Origin of the sequence: Kribbella catacumbae DSM 19601 (assembly GCF_000372465.1) — a bacterium.
Classification (GTDB): Bacteria; Actinomycetota; Actinomycetes; order Propionibacteriales; family Kribbellaceae; genus Kribbella; species Kribbella catacumbae.
Genome location: NZ_AQUZ01000082.1, coordinates 18,172 through 34,424, shown reverse-complemented (window position 1 = coordinate 34,424; position 16,253 = coordinate 18,172). Strand labels below are relative to the sequence as shown.

Here is a 16,253-nt window from a genome sequence, read left to right as displayed (position 1 = left end):
GTGTCGCGGGCGCCGAGTTCCTTGGCCAGGCCGCGGTGGTCGAGGTCCGCGGTGAGCTGGAGGCGGTAGGTGAGCAGGGTGGACAGGGCAGCGTCGACACCGTCGATGGTGGACAGCAGNGCGCTGTCACCGAGCATCGACGGTGAGAGTAGCTGCGAGGTCTCCATACCCAGAACTCTAGACGAGGCCACCGACAGTTTTCGTGGCTGGAAGGCCTTATCTATAAGGGAATCAGCGAGTGGCCGAAACTGGTCAAGTTATGCACAGGAATGGCTGGGGTGTGGACAAAGCGATGATGTTGCTTATGGCAACAGCTGGCACCCTCTGACCCGCGCTGCGTCGGCTGTGAGGTCGCTGTCACGACGGGAGTGCGGGCGTGGGTCAGCTGGGTCGCGGTGGTTGGGATCGGGTCGGCAGAGCGGGAGCAGCGCGGGCAGACAGGGTGGGGCGCGGCCTGATCGAGCGGGCGGGCGGGGCAGCGCGGATGGACAGGTTGGACCGCGGCTTTGTGCAGCGGCGAGCTGCGCGGGTGGACAGGGCGAACCCCGGCTCAGCCGAACGCGCGTTAGCGGGTGCCGGGTCGACGAATCGGGAAGCAGCGCAGGTGTACAGGGTCGGGCGGCGGCTTGGTCGAACGGGCGCAGGTCGGCAGGCGGGAACCAGCGCGGACGCGGATTGGTGGAGCGGCTCGTTATCGGACGCGGCTTGGCGCAGCGGGGAGCACTGGGGCGCTGGTGGGTGGGTGCGTGGGGAATGTCGGTGGGGGGTTGCAGACTGGGGGTGTGGGTGAGCTTAAGAGGTATCGGGAGCGGGCGGCGGTGTTGCCTGGGGCTGTGTTATGGGCTCGTACTGCGGATGGTGGGGCTTATCGGGTTTTGCCTGATGGGTGTATGGATCTGCTGTGGATCGAGGGTGAACTGGTCGTCGCCGGGCCGGATAGCCGGGCGTTTGTGGGGCGTTCCGAGGTGGGGACGCGGTTTGCGGGGATCCGGTTTGCGCCGGGGACCGCGCCGGGGTTTCTGGGGGTGCCTGCGCGGGAGGTTCTCGATCTGAAGGTGCCGTTGGCTGATCTCTGGTCGCCCGGCAGGTCCCGCTGGTTGGCGGATCGGATCGGGAGGTCGGCGGACCCGGCGTTGGCGTTGGAGGAGATCGCCGGTGGGTTGTTCGATGCGGCGCCTGATCGGTTGGTGAGTCAGGTACTGCGTGGCGTCCGGCGCGGTGTCGCGGTACCGGCTCTGGCCGGCAGCGTCGGGTTGAGCGAGCGGCAGCTGTATCGGCGATGCCTGGACGCGTTTGGGTATGGGCCGAAGATGCTGGATCGGGTACTCCGGCTGAATCTCGCGCTGGACAGAGCACGCAGAGGCCTTCCCCTCGCGGAGGTCGCGGCGCGAAGCGGGTACGCCGACCAGGCCCACTTCACCCGCGATGTGAAGGCACTCACCGGAGTACCACCCCGAACCCTCCTCGCCTGACACCACCCCCGCTCGCCCGCACTGCACACCCCGCACCCCGCACCCCGCACCCCGCACCCCGCACCCCGCACCCCGCACAGGCATACCACCAGCAGGCAGACAGCATCTCTTCCAGCAGCGCGGGATCGCGCTGGCCTTTGTGGCCGATTGGTGTGCCGAGGCACTCAGAGGATGATGGTGAAGCCTCCCGGGGAGACGGGGACGGTGAAGGTCCGGGCTGTGGTGGTGAACCGGGACTTGCGGACGCCGAGCCGGTCATAGGCAGTGACGACGCTGCGGCCCGAAGCGACGGTGACCGTGGTGGAGCGTGGGTGGCTGTCGACGCTCGTGAGCAGGGTCGCCGAGGTCAGCTGCAGCTTCGAGATCAGGGGCAAGAGGAGTACTGCGTCCACGCGGAGAGACTGACCCACTGCGGTGGCAGTGAGCTCGGTCGTGCCGGCTGGGAGCACACCAGGGAGCGTGCGTGGGAGCAGAGCGCCGGGAGCGGCGGATACACCTTGTGGGCCGCCAGTGCCGTGATCAAGAGTGCCCAGAGGGCCAGTGGCGGTAGACCACTTGGAAGAGCCCGCTGTGCGGTCGTCGACGACGTCGATGACAGGCAGGACCAGTTGCGGCTGGTCGAAGGTCGGGAGCGTCCAGGTGGCAGTACCACCCGTGGTGAGCGCGACGTAGGAGTTGTTGCTCCATTGGGATTCGCCAGTCCACGGAGACGGAGGCGTGACTACCGTGGCGCCGCCGGACAGCGTTGCCGACTCGGCCTCAACCATGCGGAGACCGGAGCGGCTAGCAGGCCTCAATGAGCTGGCCAGCGCAGCCAGGGAAGGCTCTGCATCCAGGGCCAGCATGGAGAGCAGGCCGTGGATGGTGGATTCGGCGCCGGAGTTGCGGTTGACCACTCCCTCTCCAGAGATGCCGTCGTAGGTCCGGCCGGTCAGACGGTCGTACATGGCTTCACCGGCCCGGTTCGCGCCGAAGTACCAGGCAGCTACGAAGGCGGCGACCTGACGCAGCCCAGGACGCCGAGCCGCAGCCGCTACGCCGAGCAACGCCTGCAGGCGGGCGTCGACGCCGTACGCGATCTGCGTCCGGTCGATGGGTGCCGGGAGCCAGCCGTTGTCAGGGCCGCCGGCGGTCATCAGTAGCGGAGTGAAGCCGGCCGTGTCGCCAAGAGCCGCGTCCAGGAAGCGGGGCGTTCGCAGTACTGCGGAAGCGGCGGCCAAGGCGGAGGGCATCTGCGCGCCCCAGGCGTGCCAGACCGAGATGGACTCGCCCCAAGGGAGCAGTGCTCGGAACGGCCACGTGCGGGTGTCACCAGAGGCCATGGCTGCCACAGCCTCAGCGAAGCGGTTGAGTGCGCGGCGCGCGCCCGTGGAGCCGCCCGCGCCGACATACGCGGCCAGACCGAGGATGGCTTCAGAGGTAGCGTCCGCGCCGGCCGCGATCAGCCATGCAGGCACGCGGCGGCCGTCAACCACGTTCCAGTCGCCGTAGCGGATCAACACCTGCCGCTCCAGTGCAGTGATCGCCAACTCGAGTCGCGTGCGCAGGAAGGCGGCGAACCCGGCGTCCAGCGACCGGAAGACGGCGTAGCCCTCCCCCAGCGCCCAGACGGTCCGGGCCAGCCAGTACGACGGACCGGAGTCGGACGGGTCAGGGAGTTCTACCGGTTCGGCACTGGGGTTGAGAGTGCCGTCCGGCTGCATCCAGAGGACTACGTTGCCGGTGTTGGCTCCACTGGCCGTCTGTAGGAAGGTCAGCCCACGCAGCAGCCCGTACGCCGCCTGTCGGCTGTGCGAGTCACCGTGCATCGAGTAGTGCCGCAGGTAGACGACAGCAGCCCGGGCAAGGTCGTCTGCGTTGTAGGCGCCTTGCCCGTAGGTGTCGGTGGCCGGGTCATAGGTGCCACCGCCGATGCGGGCGTACGAACCGTCGGCGCGACGGTCGGCATAGGTCCACAGCACCCCGAGCGGCTCAGAGCCGTAGGTCGAATGCCCAGCCACAGCAGGCGGCGTGACGACAGCACCGAGATAATCGAGATGCGCGAGGTTCGTCAGAGCCGCAGCGGCAGAGGCAGCAGAGGCGGAGGCAGCAGAGGCAGGCACGGAGACGCTGGAGACGCTCGAGACCGCGGCAACGGCAAGGGTGCCGCCGAGGACAGTACGACGAGTGACAGTCATGACAGCCGGTCCAGCCGGGCAACGCCGATCTTGGCGTCCGCCATCCCGTAGAAGACGTAGTGAACGCCGTCGACTTCCTCAATGGCCGTAGGGAAGACCACATTGCCGACAGTGCCGATGCGTTCCTCCTCGGTCTCTGGGACCAAGATCGGTTCCGCAGTACGGTCGAGAACCCGGGTCACGTCGGCCGGATCCAAGATCAGCGCGCCGGCGGCATAGCTGACCTTCTGCGTCGTTGGGTCAAACCCCTGCGGCTGCTCACCAGTCACGCCATGGTGGATGACGAGCCACCCCTCAGGAACGCGAAGAGGCGCAGGCCCCGCACCGATCTTGAGCTCCTCGAAGGGATACTCCGACATCGCCACCAGCCGGTGGTTCCGCAGGTGCACCAGATTGGCCAGATCGCGCTCGACCTCCGCCACTGGGACAAACGAAACCCAGATGCCCGGCCGATCATCCTTCACGCCAGCCGGCAGATGCACCCCCTCCCCTTCGCGGAACCAGCCGAGATCCCACATCGGCCGATGCAGCATCGCGTACGCCGGTACGCCGTCCGGCCCAGGCACCGGCTCGGGGAAGAAAACCGTGTCCTTGTTGGGAAACAGGTTGAGATCAGTGTCCAGCTCAGCCTGATACTCGAAGTGCAGCGGCCCCAACCGAGTCCACGACCGCGGATCGTCCGACACCGCGAGCGCGGGCTTCGGCCCGAGCGGGCCATAGGCAACATACGTCATCACGTGCTTGCCGAGCGACGGGATCCACGTCACCCGCGGGTCCTCGACGCCGGCGTTGTTGAGCCCGCGCTCCCACCCTTCATCGGGCGCCAGGACGACGCCCTCACGCCTGACCCCGGTCGGTACGCCGTCGCTCAGCACCACCTCGGCCAGCCCAACCCGCGATATATTGCCCGGGGCAACCAAGCGCGGCAGCAGATAGAGCCGCCCGTCAGGTGTGTGCCCGGAAGCCGGGTTGAGGACCCCTTCGGATTCGAGCGAGTTGCCCGGCTCCGGCGCCATCACGACACCGAGACGCGTCAAAGTATAAGGAACAGTCACAGCGAGAACCTTTCAAAAAGACTAGCCCTTGACCCCGGACTCGAGGCTGGACGAAATGAAGCGGCGCTGGAAGACGAGGAACAACGCGACCGCTGGAGCAGCAAGCACGCAGGCGCCGGCCAGTACTGCGCCGAACGGGTTAGCAGCCCGTGCCGAGACGGTGGTGATGTAGTTGGCCAGGGACACCGCGAGGGGTTGCAGGTCTTGTTGTTTGGTGATCAGGAAGGGCCAGAGGAACTCGTTCCACGGGCCGATGAAGGTCAGCAGTACTCCGGTCAGCAGGGCGGGTTTGACCAGCGGAACCGCCACGCGCAGCAGGATGTCGAGCTCGCGGGCGCCGTCGATCCGGGCCGAGTCGAACAGCTCCTGCGGCAGCTGCAGGAAGTACTGCCGGAACACGAACACCGCGGTCGAGTTGATCGCGAACGGCGCGATCATGCCCAGGTAGGAGTCGGCGAGGCCGTAGCTGCGCACGATCAGCACGTACAGCGGGATGGTCAGCAGCTGGAACGGGATCACCTGCACCAGCAGCATCAGGTTGAACACCGTTCCTCGCCCGCGGAACTGCAACCGGGCCAGCGCGTAGCCGGCCAGGACGCCGAAGACCAGGGTGCCGAGGATGACCCCGCCGGTGAAGATCCCCGAGTTCAGCAGGGACCGGCCGAGGTCGATCGCCGCGTTGATTTCGGTGTAGTTGTGCCCGGTCAGGTTGCCCGGCGACGGGAACGCACCCCCGACCGACGGGTCCGGCTCGGTCTGCAGGCTGCCGATCAGCATGTAGTAGAAGGGGAACAGGAAGACGAAGGCCCCGACCAGCAGGGCGAGGAAGCGCCACGGACTCTTCATCAGGACTCCCGGTCGAGCAGTCGACGCTGGATCAGGGCCAGGGTCAGTACCCCAAGAACGAGCAGGACGCCGATGGCCGAACCGATATCGGGATTGCCCTGCTCGATGCCCCGTTGGTACATGATCAGCACCGGGGAGGCCGAGGCGCCGTCAGGGCCGCCACCGCCCGTCAGCAGATAGGGCTCGGTGAAGAGGTTCGCCCCGGTCACGGTCGCCAGCAGGACGACCAGCGTGGTGGCGGGCCGTACCCCTGGCACGGTGACGTTCCAGAACGACTTCAACCGGCTGGCGCCGTCCATCGACGCCGCCTCGTAGAGATCCTTCGACACGTTCTGCAGCGCGGCCAGGTAGAGCAGGATGAAGAAGCCCAACTGCTTCCAGGTCACATAGATCGCGACAGTCGGCATCGCGAGGTTGGAGTTGACCAGCCACGACGGATCCGGGGCGAGCGGGCCGAGCACGGTGTTGACCAGCCCGTTGGAGTTGAACAGGAACAGCCAGACCCCGACCACGGCGACGCTCGCCGTCACGTACGGCACGTAGTAACTGACCCGGAAGAACGTCCGCCACCTGATCGCGGCATTGAGCGCGTAGGCCAGCAGCAGCGACAGGACGACCGTCAGTGGCACGTTGATCAGCAGGAAGATCCCGATGTTCGCAAACGACCTGCGCACGGCCGGATCGGACAGCACCGCGGCGTAGTTGTCAAACCCCACGAACGGCCGGTCCACGACAACTCCGGGTGCTGCGAAGAAGTAGTCGTGGAACGACATGTACACCGCGAACACCAGGGGGTAGGCGAACACCGCCGCCAGGAATACGACGTACGGCGTGACGAACGCAGTCCCGATCGGCTGCTTGCCCAGGACGGTGGCCAGCTCGCCACCGCCCCGGCCGCCGCCGCGGCCCCTAGTGTCCCTGGTCATGACTGAGCAGCGAGCTGTTCGATCTTCTGCGCGGCGCCGTCCAGAGCCGCCCCCGGGTCCTCCTGGCCGAAGATCACGGACTTGGAATAGGCGTCCCGGAAGGTCTGCCAGATGGTGATCGAGTTCGCCACGTTCGGCACCTCGACCGTGCGCGCGGCCTGGTCGGCGAACTGCTGGTAGGCCGTGTTCTTCGCGAAGTAGTCCGGATACGCCGTCGCGACGCCGTCCCGCAGCGGCATCTGGCCGGTGCCTTCCAGCAGCTTGCCGTCCTGCTCCTTACTGGTCGCGAACTTCAGCACGTCCCAAGCGGTGCCACGGTTCTTGCAGGCCGAGTACATCGCGACGTTCTTCGCGTCACTGAACGTGAAGGTCTCGGCCGCGGGCTTACCGGCCGACGTTGGCACCGGTACTGCGCCCCACTCCACCTTGCCCTTGTACGACGCGATCGCCCATGGGCCGACGATCGCCATCGCGGCGGTGCCGTCGGCGAACGAATCACCGGTGTACTTCTCCTGCGACGCGAGCTTCTCGGCGTACAGGGTCCGCCAGAAGTTGGCGACCTTCTTGCCCTCCTCGGACGCCAACTGCGCCTTGCCGTCGGCAACGAGTTGTTTACCGCCGGTCTCGGCCGCGAACAGCGGGTAGAAGTCGAACCAGGGCTGGTAGAACTCGTTGCTCGGCGCCGGGTAGATCGCGAACTTCGACGCCTTCGCCGCGACCAGCTTCCGCGAGGTGGCGAGGAACTCGTCGTACGTCGCCAACGGCGGCTTGGCCGTGTCGATACCCGCCTTCGCGAACGCCTTCTTGTTGTAGAAGATCATCACCGGGTTGGCCTTCCACGGCAGCTGGTAGTACTTGCCGTCGGTCGACTTGTACTGCTCGGCGACCTTGCCCGACCGCTCCTCAAGGTACGACTTGCCGTCCGGGAAGCTATCGAGCGCCACCAGGCCACCCTGCTTCTGGAACTGCGAGACGGACGCGGGCGAGGTGTTGAAGATCAGGCAGGGCGCGTTGCCGGCGGTGATCGCGGCGCCGATGACCTCTTCGGAGCTCTTACCGGCCGGGATCTCCTGGGCGGTCACCTTCTGGTCCGCGTGCGCGGCGTTCCAGGCCGCCACCATCTGCTTGCCCCAGGCCACTTCCTCGGCGTTGTTGGACAGCCAGACGGTGATCTCGCCACGGGCTTGGGCGGCCGCATCGGCATCGCCGCCGCCACCCGAGCTGCCGCCACAGGCGGCCGTAGTACCAGCCAGACCTAGCGCTAACAGGGCGGCGGTGAGTTTGCGTTTCATGAGTCCTCCAGGTGGGCGGTTGACCGCCGGATGATCAGGCGGGCGGGCGGCAGTTCCACATCCGGTACTCCGCTGTCGCCATCGATGAGCTGGTTGAGTGTCTGCGCCGCGGCTTCGCCGAAGCGGTAAGGATCGGCGCGCACGGTGGTCAGGCCGGGATGCACGAACTCGGCGAGTTCGCTGTCGTCGAAGCCGGCCACGCTGAGGTCGTCGGGCACCGTCAGTCCGGCCTGTTGTGCGGCGCCCAGACCGGCGATCGCCATCCGGTCGTTGGCGTAGACGATCGCTGTCGGTGGCTTGGGCAGTGCAACCAACCGTTTGGTTGCCTCGATACCACCCACGGCGGTGAAGTCGCTGACCTCGATCGCCGCGGGCTGCAGCCCGGCCTCGGCGAGGGCAGAGACGAAGGCGTCAGCGCGGGCTGTCGCGTGGACGAAGGTCTGCGGGCCCGCCACGTGCGCGATCCGGCGGTGGCCGAGCTCGAGCAGGTGCTGGACGACCGCGATCGTGCCCGGCCGGTCGTCCAGGCAGACCGCGGGGAACGGTGACGGACCATCAGGACGGTTCAGGGTGACCGCCGGTAGCCCGAGTGAGGTCAGCAGGTCGATCCGGGGATCGTCGTGGCGGAGGTCGGAGAGGAAGACGCCGTCGACGCGACCATCCCGAGCCAGCCGCCGGTACCCCGCCTCCTCGTCCTCGCCGGGCGAGACGACCTGCAGGACGAGCGCCTGCCCGCGCGGCGCGAGCACACTCTCGACCCCGCCGATGAAGGCCGGGAAGAACGGGTCCGAGGACAGCACGGCAGGGTCCCTGGTGATCACCAGGCCGAGCGCGAACGCCTTCGAGACCGACAACGAGCGGGCCCGGTTGCTCGGCCTCCAGCCGAGCTCGTCGGCAGCCGCCAGGATCCGGTCGACGGTCGCCTGAGCGAGCCCAGGCCGGCCGTTCAGCGCGAACGAGACCGCTCCCTTGGAGACACCTGCGCGAGTCGCCACATCGGCGATCGTCGGGCCCTTCTTGGTCATCTGCATCCCTGATTTGAGGGTTTAAACCGGTTTAGACACACACTAAACCGGTCCAAACCCTCGGCGTCAAGACCTCGGCGACAATGCGCAGTACCGCGTTAACCAGGCCCTTCTGCGCACTCGTTTGCAGGTTTCTCTTGACGGTGCGACAGCGGATCGCTTAACTAAGCCATCAGTGCCGGGCCCTCACCGACCCACACTGCAGTGACGCACCCAGCCGGTAAGAAGTCTTGTTCGAGTCCGGTTTTCAGGCGCCAGGGCGACGGCCCGAGGCGGGGTAGCGTCCCCAGGACCGATGGAGCCAATCGTGTCCCGTTCCCGCACCCGCCTGCTGGTAGCAGCCGTGGCCACAGTCGCCACCGCCGCTACCGCGTTCCTCCTCCCCCAAGATGCCGCCGAGGCGGCAGTCGCCCTCCCGCCGACCCACGCCAAGTTCGACTACCAGATCGGCGGCGCCTACACGCCGCCCGCTGGGGTCCAGGTCGTCACCCGCGACCGGACCGCCGCGCCCGCCGCCGGGCTCTACAACATCTGTTACGTGAACGCCTTCCAGGTCCAGCCCGGCGAGCAGGGCCAGTGGCCGTCCGACCTGCTGCTCCGCGATGCCGACGGCGATCTCGTCATCGACGAGGACTGGGGCGAGGCACTGCTCGACATCCGCGGCGCCAAGGCGGCTCGGGTCGCCGCCAAGGTCAACGGCTGGATCGACGGCTGTGCAGCCAAGGGCTACCAGGCGATCGAGCCGGACAACTACGACAGCTACCTGCGCTCGAAGGACCTGATCAGCACCAGCCAGGCCAGGACCTACCTGAAGCTGCTGGCCGATCACTCGCACTCGAAGAACCTGGCCATCGCCCAGAAGAACACCGTCGAACTGTCCCAGTACCGCAGCAGCATCGGCCTGGACTTCGCCGTCGCAGAGGAGTGCGGCCAGTACGACGAGTGCGGCGACTACGTCAGTGCCTTTGGCAACAACGTGATCGTGATCGAGTACACGAACAGCGGCCGGCGGAAGGCCTGCAGCGAGTTCGGTAGCCGGCTCAGCATCGTGCAGCGCGATGTGGACGTCTCCACACCCGGTACCAGCGGGTACGTCCGCAAGACCTGCTGACCCGCATTTCCTCTCCTGCTAAGTCTTTGGGGTAAACCATGTCTTCACTCTCCCGTCGCGACATCCTTCGCGCAGCGGCCGTCCTGGCCGCCGCCGGCACGCTCGGCGCCTGCGGCAAGTCTCAAGAGCCGGAAGCAGGTGGCGTTGTCACCGTCGATCTCTGGCATGGCCAGACGGACACCGGCAAGAAGGCGCTCGATGCCTTGATCAAGCAGTTCAACGACACACACCCGTTGATCAAGGTCGTCGGTGGTGGCGGCGGGGTGACGGCGGACAGCATGCTGCAGAAGGTCACCGCTGGTCTGGCGGCGGGGTCCTTCCCGGATGTCGCGTACATCTTCGGGTCGGACCTCGCCAGCATGACCCGCAGCCCCCAGGTGGCCGATCTGTCCGCCTCGATGGACCTCAAGGACTACTGGCCTGCCGCACGGGACGCGGTCACCGTGAAGGGCAAGGTCCGGGCGGCACCGGCCCTGCTCGACTCGCTTTGCGTTGTGTACAACAAGAAACTCTTCGCCGCGGCGGGTCTGCCGGAGCCCAAGGCCGGCTGGACCTGGGACGATTTCGTCGGCACCGCCCAGAAGCTGACCAACCCCGCCAAGGGCATCTTCGGTACCGGCTGGCCGGGCGTCGGTGACGAGGACACGGTCTGGCGGCTCTGGCCGATGATCTGGGATCTGGGCGGTGACGTGGTCAGCCAGGATGGCAAATCCGTTGCCTTTGACAAGGTCGGTGAGCAGGCGCTCGGCACTATCGATCGGCTCCGCTCCGACAAGTCGCTCTACGTCGATCCCAAGCCGGGTGGCGAGCAGCTCTACCAGGTCTTCCTCGGCGGCCGGATGGGAATGGTTGCCACCGGCCCCTGGCAGCTGCCCGATGTCGTTGACCGAGGCATCGACTACAGCGTCGTGCCGCTGCCGTCGTACTCCGGTAAGGCGGTGACCATCTCGGGGCCGGACACCTGGACCGTGTTCGACAACGGTAAGGCGCGGGTCAAGGCAGCGACCGAGTTCGTTCGGTGGCTGAACCAGCCCCAGCAGGACGTCCGGTGGGACATCGAGGGTGGCAGCCTTCCGGTGACGACAACCACGGCGGCCCTGCCCGAGTGGAAGAAGCACGCTGCCAGCACGAAGGGGTTGCAGGTCTTCGTCGACGCGCTGGAGACCGCACGAGTCCGGCCGACCATCACGGCGTACCCACAGATCTCGCAGCACCTCGGGGAGGCGATCGTCGCGGTGCTGCTGGGCAGGAAGTCCCCGGGCGACGCGCTCAAACAGTGCGTCGAGCAGTCCAACGCCGTTCTCGCTGTGCCCAGCTGATGGCCAGTGTCGTCGGCACCTTCACTGTCGATCCTCGCGCGCGACGAGCGGCCAAGCGGCGTACCAGGAATGAAGGCGCGACTGCGTGGGCGTTCGTCAGCCCGTCGGTGCTGATCATCCTCGGGTTGAGCGTGGTGCCGGTGCTGTGGTCGCTGCTGCTGTCGTTCCAGTCGAACGACCTCGTCTCGCCGAGCGAGTGGGTGGGATTGGCCAACTACAAGGCGTTGGCCGCCGATCCTGCGTTTGGCGCCGCAGTTGAGCACACGCTCATCTACACCGCGTTGTACGTCCCCCTGAGCGTGGTCGGCGGACTGGCGATCGCGCTGATGCTGGATCGGAGGATCCGCTTCATCGGCCTCTACCGGACCTTGGTGTTCGTGCCGTTCGTGGTGTCGGCCGCAGCTCAGGGTGTGTTGTTCTCCTTCGTGCTCGATCCGGAGTTCGGTGCCGCCAACTCGCTGCTGCACAAGCTCGGGCTGCCGGCACAGGGCTTCTTCAGCGACCCGGGTCAGGCGCTCTACCTGCTCGTCGGGATCTCGCTGTGGAGCGGCACGGGCTTCTGCGTCATCGTCTATCTCGCCGGTCTGCAAGGGGTTCCGGCAGAGCTGGTCGAGGCTGCCCGCATCGACGGGGCGGGGCGAATCGGCGTACTGCGGCACGTCGTGCTCCCGACGCTGGCACCCGTCACGATCTTCCTGGTGCTGTTCCAGACGATCATCGCGTTGCAGGTCTTCGATCTCGTCTTCGTCACCACGAAGGGCGGGCCGCTCGGCTCGACGACCGTGATCGTCTACTTCATCTGGGAGAAGGCGTTCAAGACGTTCACCGCCGGGTACAGCGCGGCCGCGGCGTACGCGCTGGCGGTCGCGCTGCTCGTCATCGGGCTCACCCTGCAGTTCTACCGGAGAAGGGCCGCGCGATGAAGCGACTGCCCTTCAGTCCTTGGCATCTCGTGCTCGCACCGCTGGGCTTGTTGTTCGCGCTGCCGCTGGTCTGGCTGCTGGTCAGCTCGGTGATGAGCAACGCGGAGATCAACCGGTTCCCGCCGGCGCTGATCCCTTCCGGGCTCAAGCTCGACGGCTACCGGTTCGTGCTCGGGAACGCGCTGTTCCCGCGCTGGTTCCTCAACTCGTTCATCGTCTCGGCGGTCGCGGTGACCGCCAACCTGGTGCTGGGCTCGCTGGGCGGGTACGCCTTCGCGCGGATGCGGTTCGCCGGGTCGAAGGTGTTGCTCGGGCTGATGCTCGCGACGATGGTCATCCCGTTCCAGCTGACGATGATCCCGACCTTCCTGGTGATGAAGCAGCTCGGACTGATCGACACGCTGGGCGCGCTGATCATCCCGTCGCTGGTGACGCCGTTCTCGGTGTTCCTGTTCCGCCAGTTCTTCGTGTCGCTGCCGCGCGAGCTCGAGGAGGCCGCCTGGCTCGACGGGTGTGGGCGGCTGCGGATCCTCGTGTCCGTAGTACTTCCGCTGGCCAAGCCTGCGCTCAGCACGGTCGCAGTACTGACGTTCCTGAGCACGTGGAACGACCTGACGTGGCCGCTGATCGCTATCAACCATGACACCAACTACACGCTCCAGCTCGGGCTGACGACCTTCCAGGGCCAGCACCACACCCAGTGGGCGGCGGTGATGGCCGGCAATGTCATCACTGTGCTGCCGGTGTTGCTGGGGTTCCTGCTGGCCCAGAAGGCTTTCATCCGCTCGCTGGCTTCCTCCGGACTCAAAGGCTGAGATGAACTTCGACCTGCTTGTCATTGGCGACGCCAATCCCGACGTAGTAATCGGTCCTGTGCCCCACCCATTGCCGTTTGGGCAGCACGAGCGACTTGTCGACGCAGGCTCTCTAGTACTCGGTGGATCCGCCGCGATCATGGCGTGCGGGGCCGCACGGCTGGGACTGCGAGTTGCCTTCGCTGGTCGCGTCGGCGACGACCAGGCCGGTGCCTTCGTCCGTACTGCGCTCGCGGAGCGCGGTGTCGACGTGTCGGCTCTCGTAGTCGACCCGACGCTCCCCACTCCCCTGACGACCGTGCTCACCTCCGGCGGCGACCGGGCGATCCTGACTGCACCCGGTTGCCTGCCCGCGACGACGGCGTACGACGTACCGGCTGAGCTGCTGCGGTCTGTGCGGCATGTGCATGCTGCGTCGTTCTACCTGATGCCGGAGCTGGCCGCAGGGCTTGCGGCGCTCTTCAAGGAGGCCAAGAGCAACAAGGCGACTACCTCGCTCGACACCAACGATGACCCGTCGGGACGGTGGGACCGCGTCGTACTGGATGCGGTGCTTCGGGTGACCGACATCCTGTTGCCTAACGCCGCTGAGGCGCATGCACTCACAGGGCATCCAGTACTGGCGGATGCGGCCGGCATACTCGCTCGCCGCGGACCGCTGGTGGTGGTGAAGGACGGTGCCGCCGGGGCGCTGGCACACGACGGCTCGACGATGCTGTCGGCACCTGCGCTTGCTGTAGAGCCAGTAGACACCGTGGGGGCTGGGGACAGCTTCGACGCGGGGTACGTGGCCGCAGTACTGAACGGCTATGGGCGGGAGCAGGCACTGGCGATCGCTGCGGCGTGTGGCTCGCTGTCGACGCGTGCGGCCGGCGGTACTGCGGCGCAGGCCGACTGGGACCTTGCTGTGGAGAGTGCGCGATGACCAAGATCGCGTTCATCGGCGCCGGGAGCGTCGTCTTCACCCAGGGGTTGCTGGCCGACCTGTTCGGGTTCGGGGATCTGGGCGAGCTGCACATCGCCTTGCACGACATCGATCCCGAGCGACTCAGTACTGCGACCGGTGCCGCCACCGCCATCGCGACCGAGCTCGGAGCGTCGCCGCGGATCAGCGCGCACCTCGACCGGCGCGCGGCGCTGGACGGGTGCGACTTCGTCATCAACATCATCCAGGTCGGGATGAACGAGGCGACCCGGATCGACTTCGAGATCCCGGCGCGGTACGGGGTGCGGCAGACGATCGCTGACACGCTCGGGGTGGGCGGCGTGTTCCGCGCGCTGCGAACCTTCCCGGTACTGCGTGGGCTGGTGGCCGACATCGCGGAGGTCTGTCCGGATGCGTGGTTGCTGAACTACACGAACCCGATGGCGATGAACATCTGGTACCTGTCGGCGCTCGGCGTACGGAACGTCGTCGGGCTGTGCCACTCGGTCTACTGGACGATGAACGACCTGTCCAGGCTGGTCGGGGCGCCGTTCGGCGAGGTGTCCTATCTGGCGGCGGGGGTGAACCATCAGGCGTGGGTACTGCGTTTCGAGCACCAGGGGCGGGATCTTTATCCGGTGCTGGATGAGGTGATCGCGCGCGATCCCGAGCTGACGCGGCGGGTGCGGGTGGATATGTATCGGCGGCTCGGGTACTACCCGACCGAGACGAGCGAGCACTCGTCGGAGTACGTGCCGTGGTATCTGCACGATGCGTCGGAGGTGGATCGTCTGCGGTTGCCGGTCGGCGACTACCTGCGGATCGTCGAGGAGAACGTGGCGCTCTACGAGGGCACGCGGGATGCCCTGAAGGCCGGCGATCCGCTGCCGGTCGAACCGACGATGGAGTACGCCCCGCAGGTCATCCACAGCATCGTCACGGGAACGCCCCGGACCATCAACGGCAATGTGGTCAACGACGGCTTGATCTCGAACCTGCCGGCTGGCTCGGTGGTGGAAGTCCCTTGCCTGGTTGACTCCTTAGGCGTCCAGCCAACGTCGATCGGCGCCTTGCCGGCTCAGTGCGCAGCTCTCAACCGCGCGTACATCAACGTCAACGAACTGGTCGTCCGAGCCGCCCTCGAAGAAGATCCGCGCTCCATCCGCCAGGCTCTGATGGTCGACCCAGCCACCTCAGCAGCTCTCACAGTTCAGGAGATCTGGTCACTGGCCAACGAGCTAGTAGATGCCCACAGCAACTACCTGGCGCCTGCTCTCCGCGCGCGGCTCACCCCATGACAGCACGGAGATAGGTCTTGTAGGCGGCGAAATTCTGGAGGACATCTGCTGCTGTGGTCATCGCGTGGAGGGCACCTACGCCCTGGCCGGCGTACAGGGAGGCTGCGGTGGGGTCGGTGGCGGTGATGTACTGGTTGTGGCCATCGTCGTCTGCCTTCAGCGCCTCTTCCTTGCCTTCCCAGGTGTCGTAGAAGGGGTTGCGGAGGGCCCGGCCGCCGAATTCGTCGGGCCAGCCAGCACGGGAGGCCGCATCGAAGACGGTGCCGTAGACGGTGTCCGTCTCGTCGGCCTCCACCAAGCGCTTGCGGGCCCAGTCCTTGGTGAGCCCCTCAGCACACGTGAGGAACGCCGTGCCGATCCACCCGCCAGCCGCGCCAGCAGCCAGTACTGCGGCCAGCCCGCGCGGGCCGGAGATGCCACCCGCAGCCAGTACCGGCAGGTCGGTGAGGTCGAGAATCGCTTGCAGCAAAGGCAATGTGCCGACGTCGTTGCGCCCGTGGCCTCCCGCTTCAGCGCCTCGGACGACGATCACGTCGACACCTGCAGCGATTGCCTCATGCGCATCAGCGACCGTGCCAGCCTGAGTGGCGACCACGATGCCCGCCGCCTGCAGCGGTTCGACGTACGGGCTGTAGTCGCCGTAGCTGAGCGAGACGAGGGCCGGCTTCAGCTCGAGTACTGCCTCCAGATGGTCGGCGTGATTCTTGACCGACCACGCCATCAGGCCGATCCCGTACGGATTGCCAGACTCCGCCGCGATGGCACCCTCGGTCCGGATCCACTCGGCCGACACCGCGGAACCGGCGCCCAGCATGCCGAGCCCGCCGGCCGCGGAGATCGCTGCGGTCAAGCGCCCGCCGCTCACGTTCGCCATCGGTGCACCGACCACCGGCAACGCCAGTCCGAACTTCTCCGTCAGCCAGGTCCCCATCGCGCGTCCTCCTCGGTGAACGGCAAAGGCCCGCCCCGGCGAACGCGGGGCGGACCTTACTCACCTGATCATTCGCCCCTTTTTGACGCTCCCGACCGACGCCGCAACGCCTGTCTCTGTCCACAGAGCGTCAAAAAG

14 protein-coding genes are annotated in these 16,253 nt (G+C 66.8%); 7 read left to right on the top strand and 7 right to left on the bottom strand.

What is annotated here, in order from left to right; translation table 11 throughout:
• Positions 1 to 734 precede the first annotated feature (734 nt).
• A complete protein-coding gene (locus A3ES_RS0142585) occupies positions 735 to 1,472 on the top strand; it encodes a helix-turn-helix transcriptional regulator (RefSeq protein ID WP_337587783.1) in 738 nt (245 codons plus the stop codon).
• A 164-nt stretch (positions 1,473 to 1,636) separates the two neighbouring features.
• Here the strand turns inward: A3ES_RS0142585 and A3ES_RS0142580 are convergent, their stop codons facing one another.
• The 6 genes from A3ES_RS0142580 to A3ES_RS0142555 are packed head-to-tail and all read right to left on the bottom strand — an operon-like array spanning position 1,637 to position 8,793.
• Positions 1,637 to 3,649 carry a hypothetical protein gene (locus A3ES_RS0142580; protein WP_020392964.1) on the bottom strand — a complete coding sequence of 671 codons (2,013 nt, stop codon included), beginning with the start codon at positions 3,647 to 3,649 and terminating at the stop codon, positions 1,637 to 1,639.
• Entirely contained in the window at positions 3,646 to 4,704 is a 1,059-nt protein-coding gene (locus A3ES_RS0142575) for a glycoside hydrolase family 130 protein (RefSeq protein WP_026163718.1), read from the bottom strand. Before A3ES_RS0142575 ends, A3ES_RS0142580 begins: the two co-directional genes overlap by 4 nt.
• A gap of 21 nt (positions 4,705 to 4,725) precedes the next feature.
• Positions 4,726 to 5,550: a carbohydrate ABC transporter permease gene (locus tag A3ES_RS0142570; RefSeq protein WP_020392962.1), complete on the bottom strand. Its 825-nt coding sequence runs from the start codon at positions 5,548 to 5,550 to the stop codon at positions 4,726 to 4,728.
• Positions 5,550 to 6,476, bottom strand: coding sequence for a carbohydrate ABC transporter permease (locus tag A3ES_RS0142565; RefSeq protein ID WP_020392961.1), 927 nt, complete (start codon positions 6,474 to 6,476; stop codon positions 5,550 to 5,552). The genes A3ES_RS0142570 and A3ES_RS0142565 overlap by 1 nt, the downstream gene beginning before the upstream one ends.
• On the bottom strand, positions 6,473 to 7,768 hold the full coding sequence (locus A3ES_RS0142560) for an extracellular solute-binding protein (RefSeq protein WP_020392960.1): 1,296 nt from the start codon (positions 7,766 to 7,768) through the stop codon (positions 6,473 to 6,475). The genes A3ES_RS0142565 and A3ES_RS0142560 overlap by 4 nt, the downstream gene beginning before the upstream one ends.
• Positions 7,765 to 8,793, bottom strand: a complete 1,029-nt coding sequence (locus A3ES_RS0142555; protein WP_020392959.1) for a LacI family DNA-binding transcriptional regulator — start codon at positions 8,791 to 8,793, stop codon at positions 7,765 to 7,767. Before A3ES_RS0142555 ends, A3ES_RS0142560 begins: the two co-directional genes overlap by 4 nt.
• A 307-nt stretch (positions 8,794 to 9,100) precedes the next feature.
• Here A3ES_RS0142555 and A3ES_RS0142550 point away from each other — a divergent pair, with 307 nt between their 5' ends.
• The 6 genes from A3ES_RS0142550 to melA are packed head-to-tail and all read left to right on the top strand — an operon-like array spanning position 9,101 to position 15,184.
• The gene (locus A3ES_RS0142550; protein ID WP_237745205.1) at positions 9,101 to 9,904 is read left to right on the top strand and encodes an endo alpha-1,4 polygalactosaminidase; all 804 of its coding nucleotides are present in this window, start codon (positions 9,101 to 9,103) and stop codon (positions 9,902 to 9,904) included.
• Between the two features lie 38 nt (positions 9,905 to 9,942).
• Positions 9,943 to 11,223 carry an ABC transporter substrate-binding protein gene (locus A3ES_RS0142545; RefSeq protein WP_020392957.1) on the top strand — a complete coding sequence of 427 codons (1,281 nt, stop codon included), beginning with the start codon at positions 9,943 to 9,945 and terminating at the stop codon, positions 11,221 to 11,223.
• Positions 11,223 to 12,146: a carbohydrate ABC transporter permease gene (locus tag A3ES_RS0142540; RefSeq protein WP_020392956.1), complete on the top strand. Its 924-nt coding sequence runs from the start codon at positions 11,223 to 11,225 to the stop codon at positions 12,144 to 12,146. The genes A3ES_RS0142545 and A3ES_RS0142540 overlap by 1 nt, the downstream gene beginning before the upstream one ends.
• A complete protein-coding gene (locus tag A3ES_RS0142535) occupies positions 12,143 to 12,961 on the top strand; it encodes a carbohydrate ABC transporter permease (RefSeq protein ID WP_020392955.1) in 819 nt (272 codons plus the stop codon). The genes A3ES_RS0142540 and A3ES_RS0142535 overlap by 4 nt, the downstream gene beginning before the upstream one ends.
• 1 nt (position 12,962) lies before the next feature.
• Positions 12,963 to 13,886 carry a carbohydrate kinase family protein gene (locus tag A3ES_RS0142530; RefSeq protein WP_026163717.1) on the top strand — a complete coding sequence of 308 codons (924 nt, stop codon included), beginning with the start codon at positions 12,963 to 12,965 and terminating at the stop codon, positions 13,884 to 13,886.
• Positions 13,883 to 15,184 (top strand): alpha-glucosidase/alpha-galactosidase, encoded by a 1,302-nt coding sequence (melA, locus tag A3ES_RS0142525; RefSeq protein WP_020392953.1) that lies wholly within the window; start codon positions 13,883 to 13,885, stop codon positions 15,182 to 15,184. Before A3ES_RS0142530 ends, melA begins: the two co-directional genes overlap by 4 nt.
• On the opposite strand, the gene A3ES_RS50380 is transcribed toward melA, so the two are convergent.
• Positions 15,174 to 16,115, bottom strand: coding sequence for an NAD(P)H-dependent flavin oxidoreductase (locus A3ES_RS50380; RefSeq protein WP_020392952.1), 942 nt, complete (start codon positions 16,113 to 16,115; stop codon positions 15,174 to 15,176). The genes melA and A3ES_RS50380 overlap by 11 nt on opposite strands.
• Positions 16,116 to 16,253 lie beyond the last annotated feature (138 nt).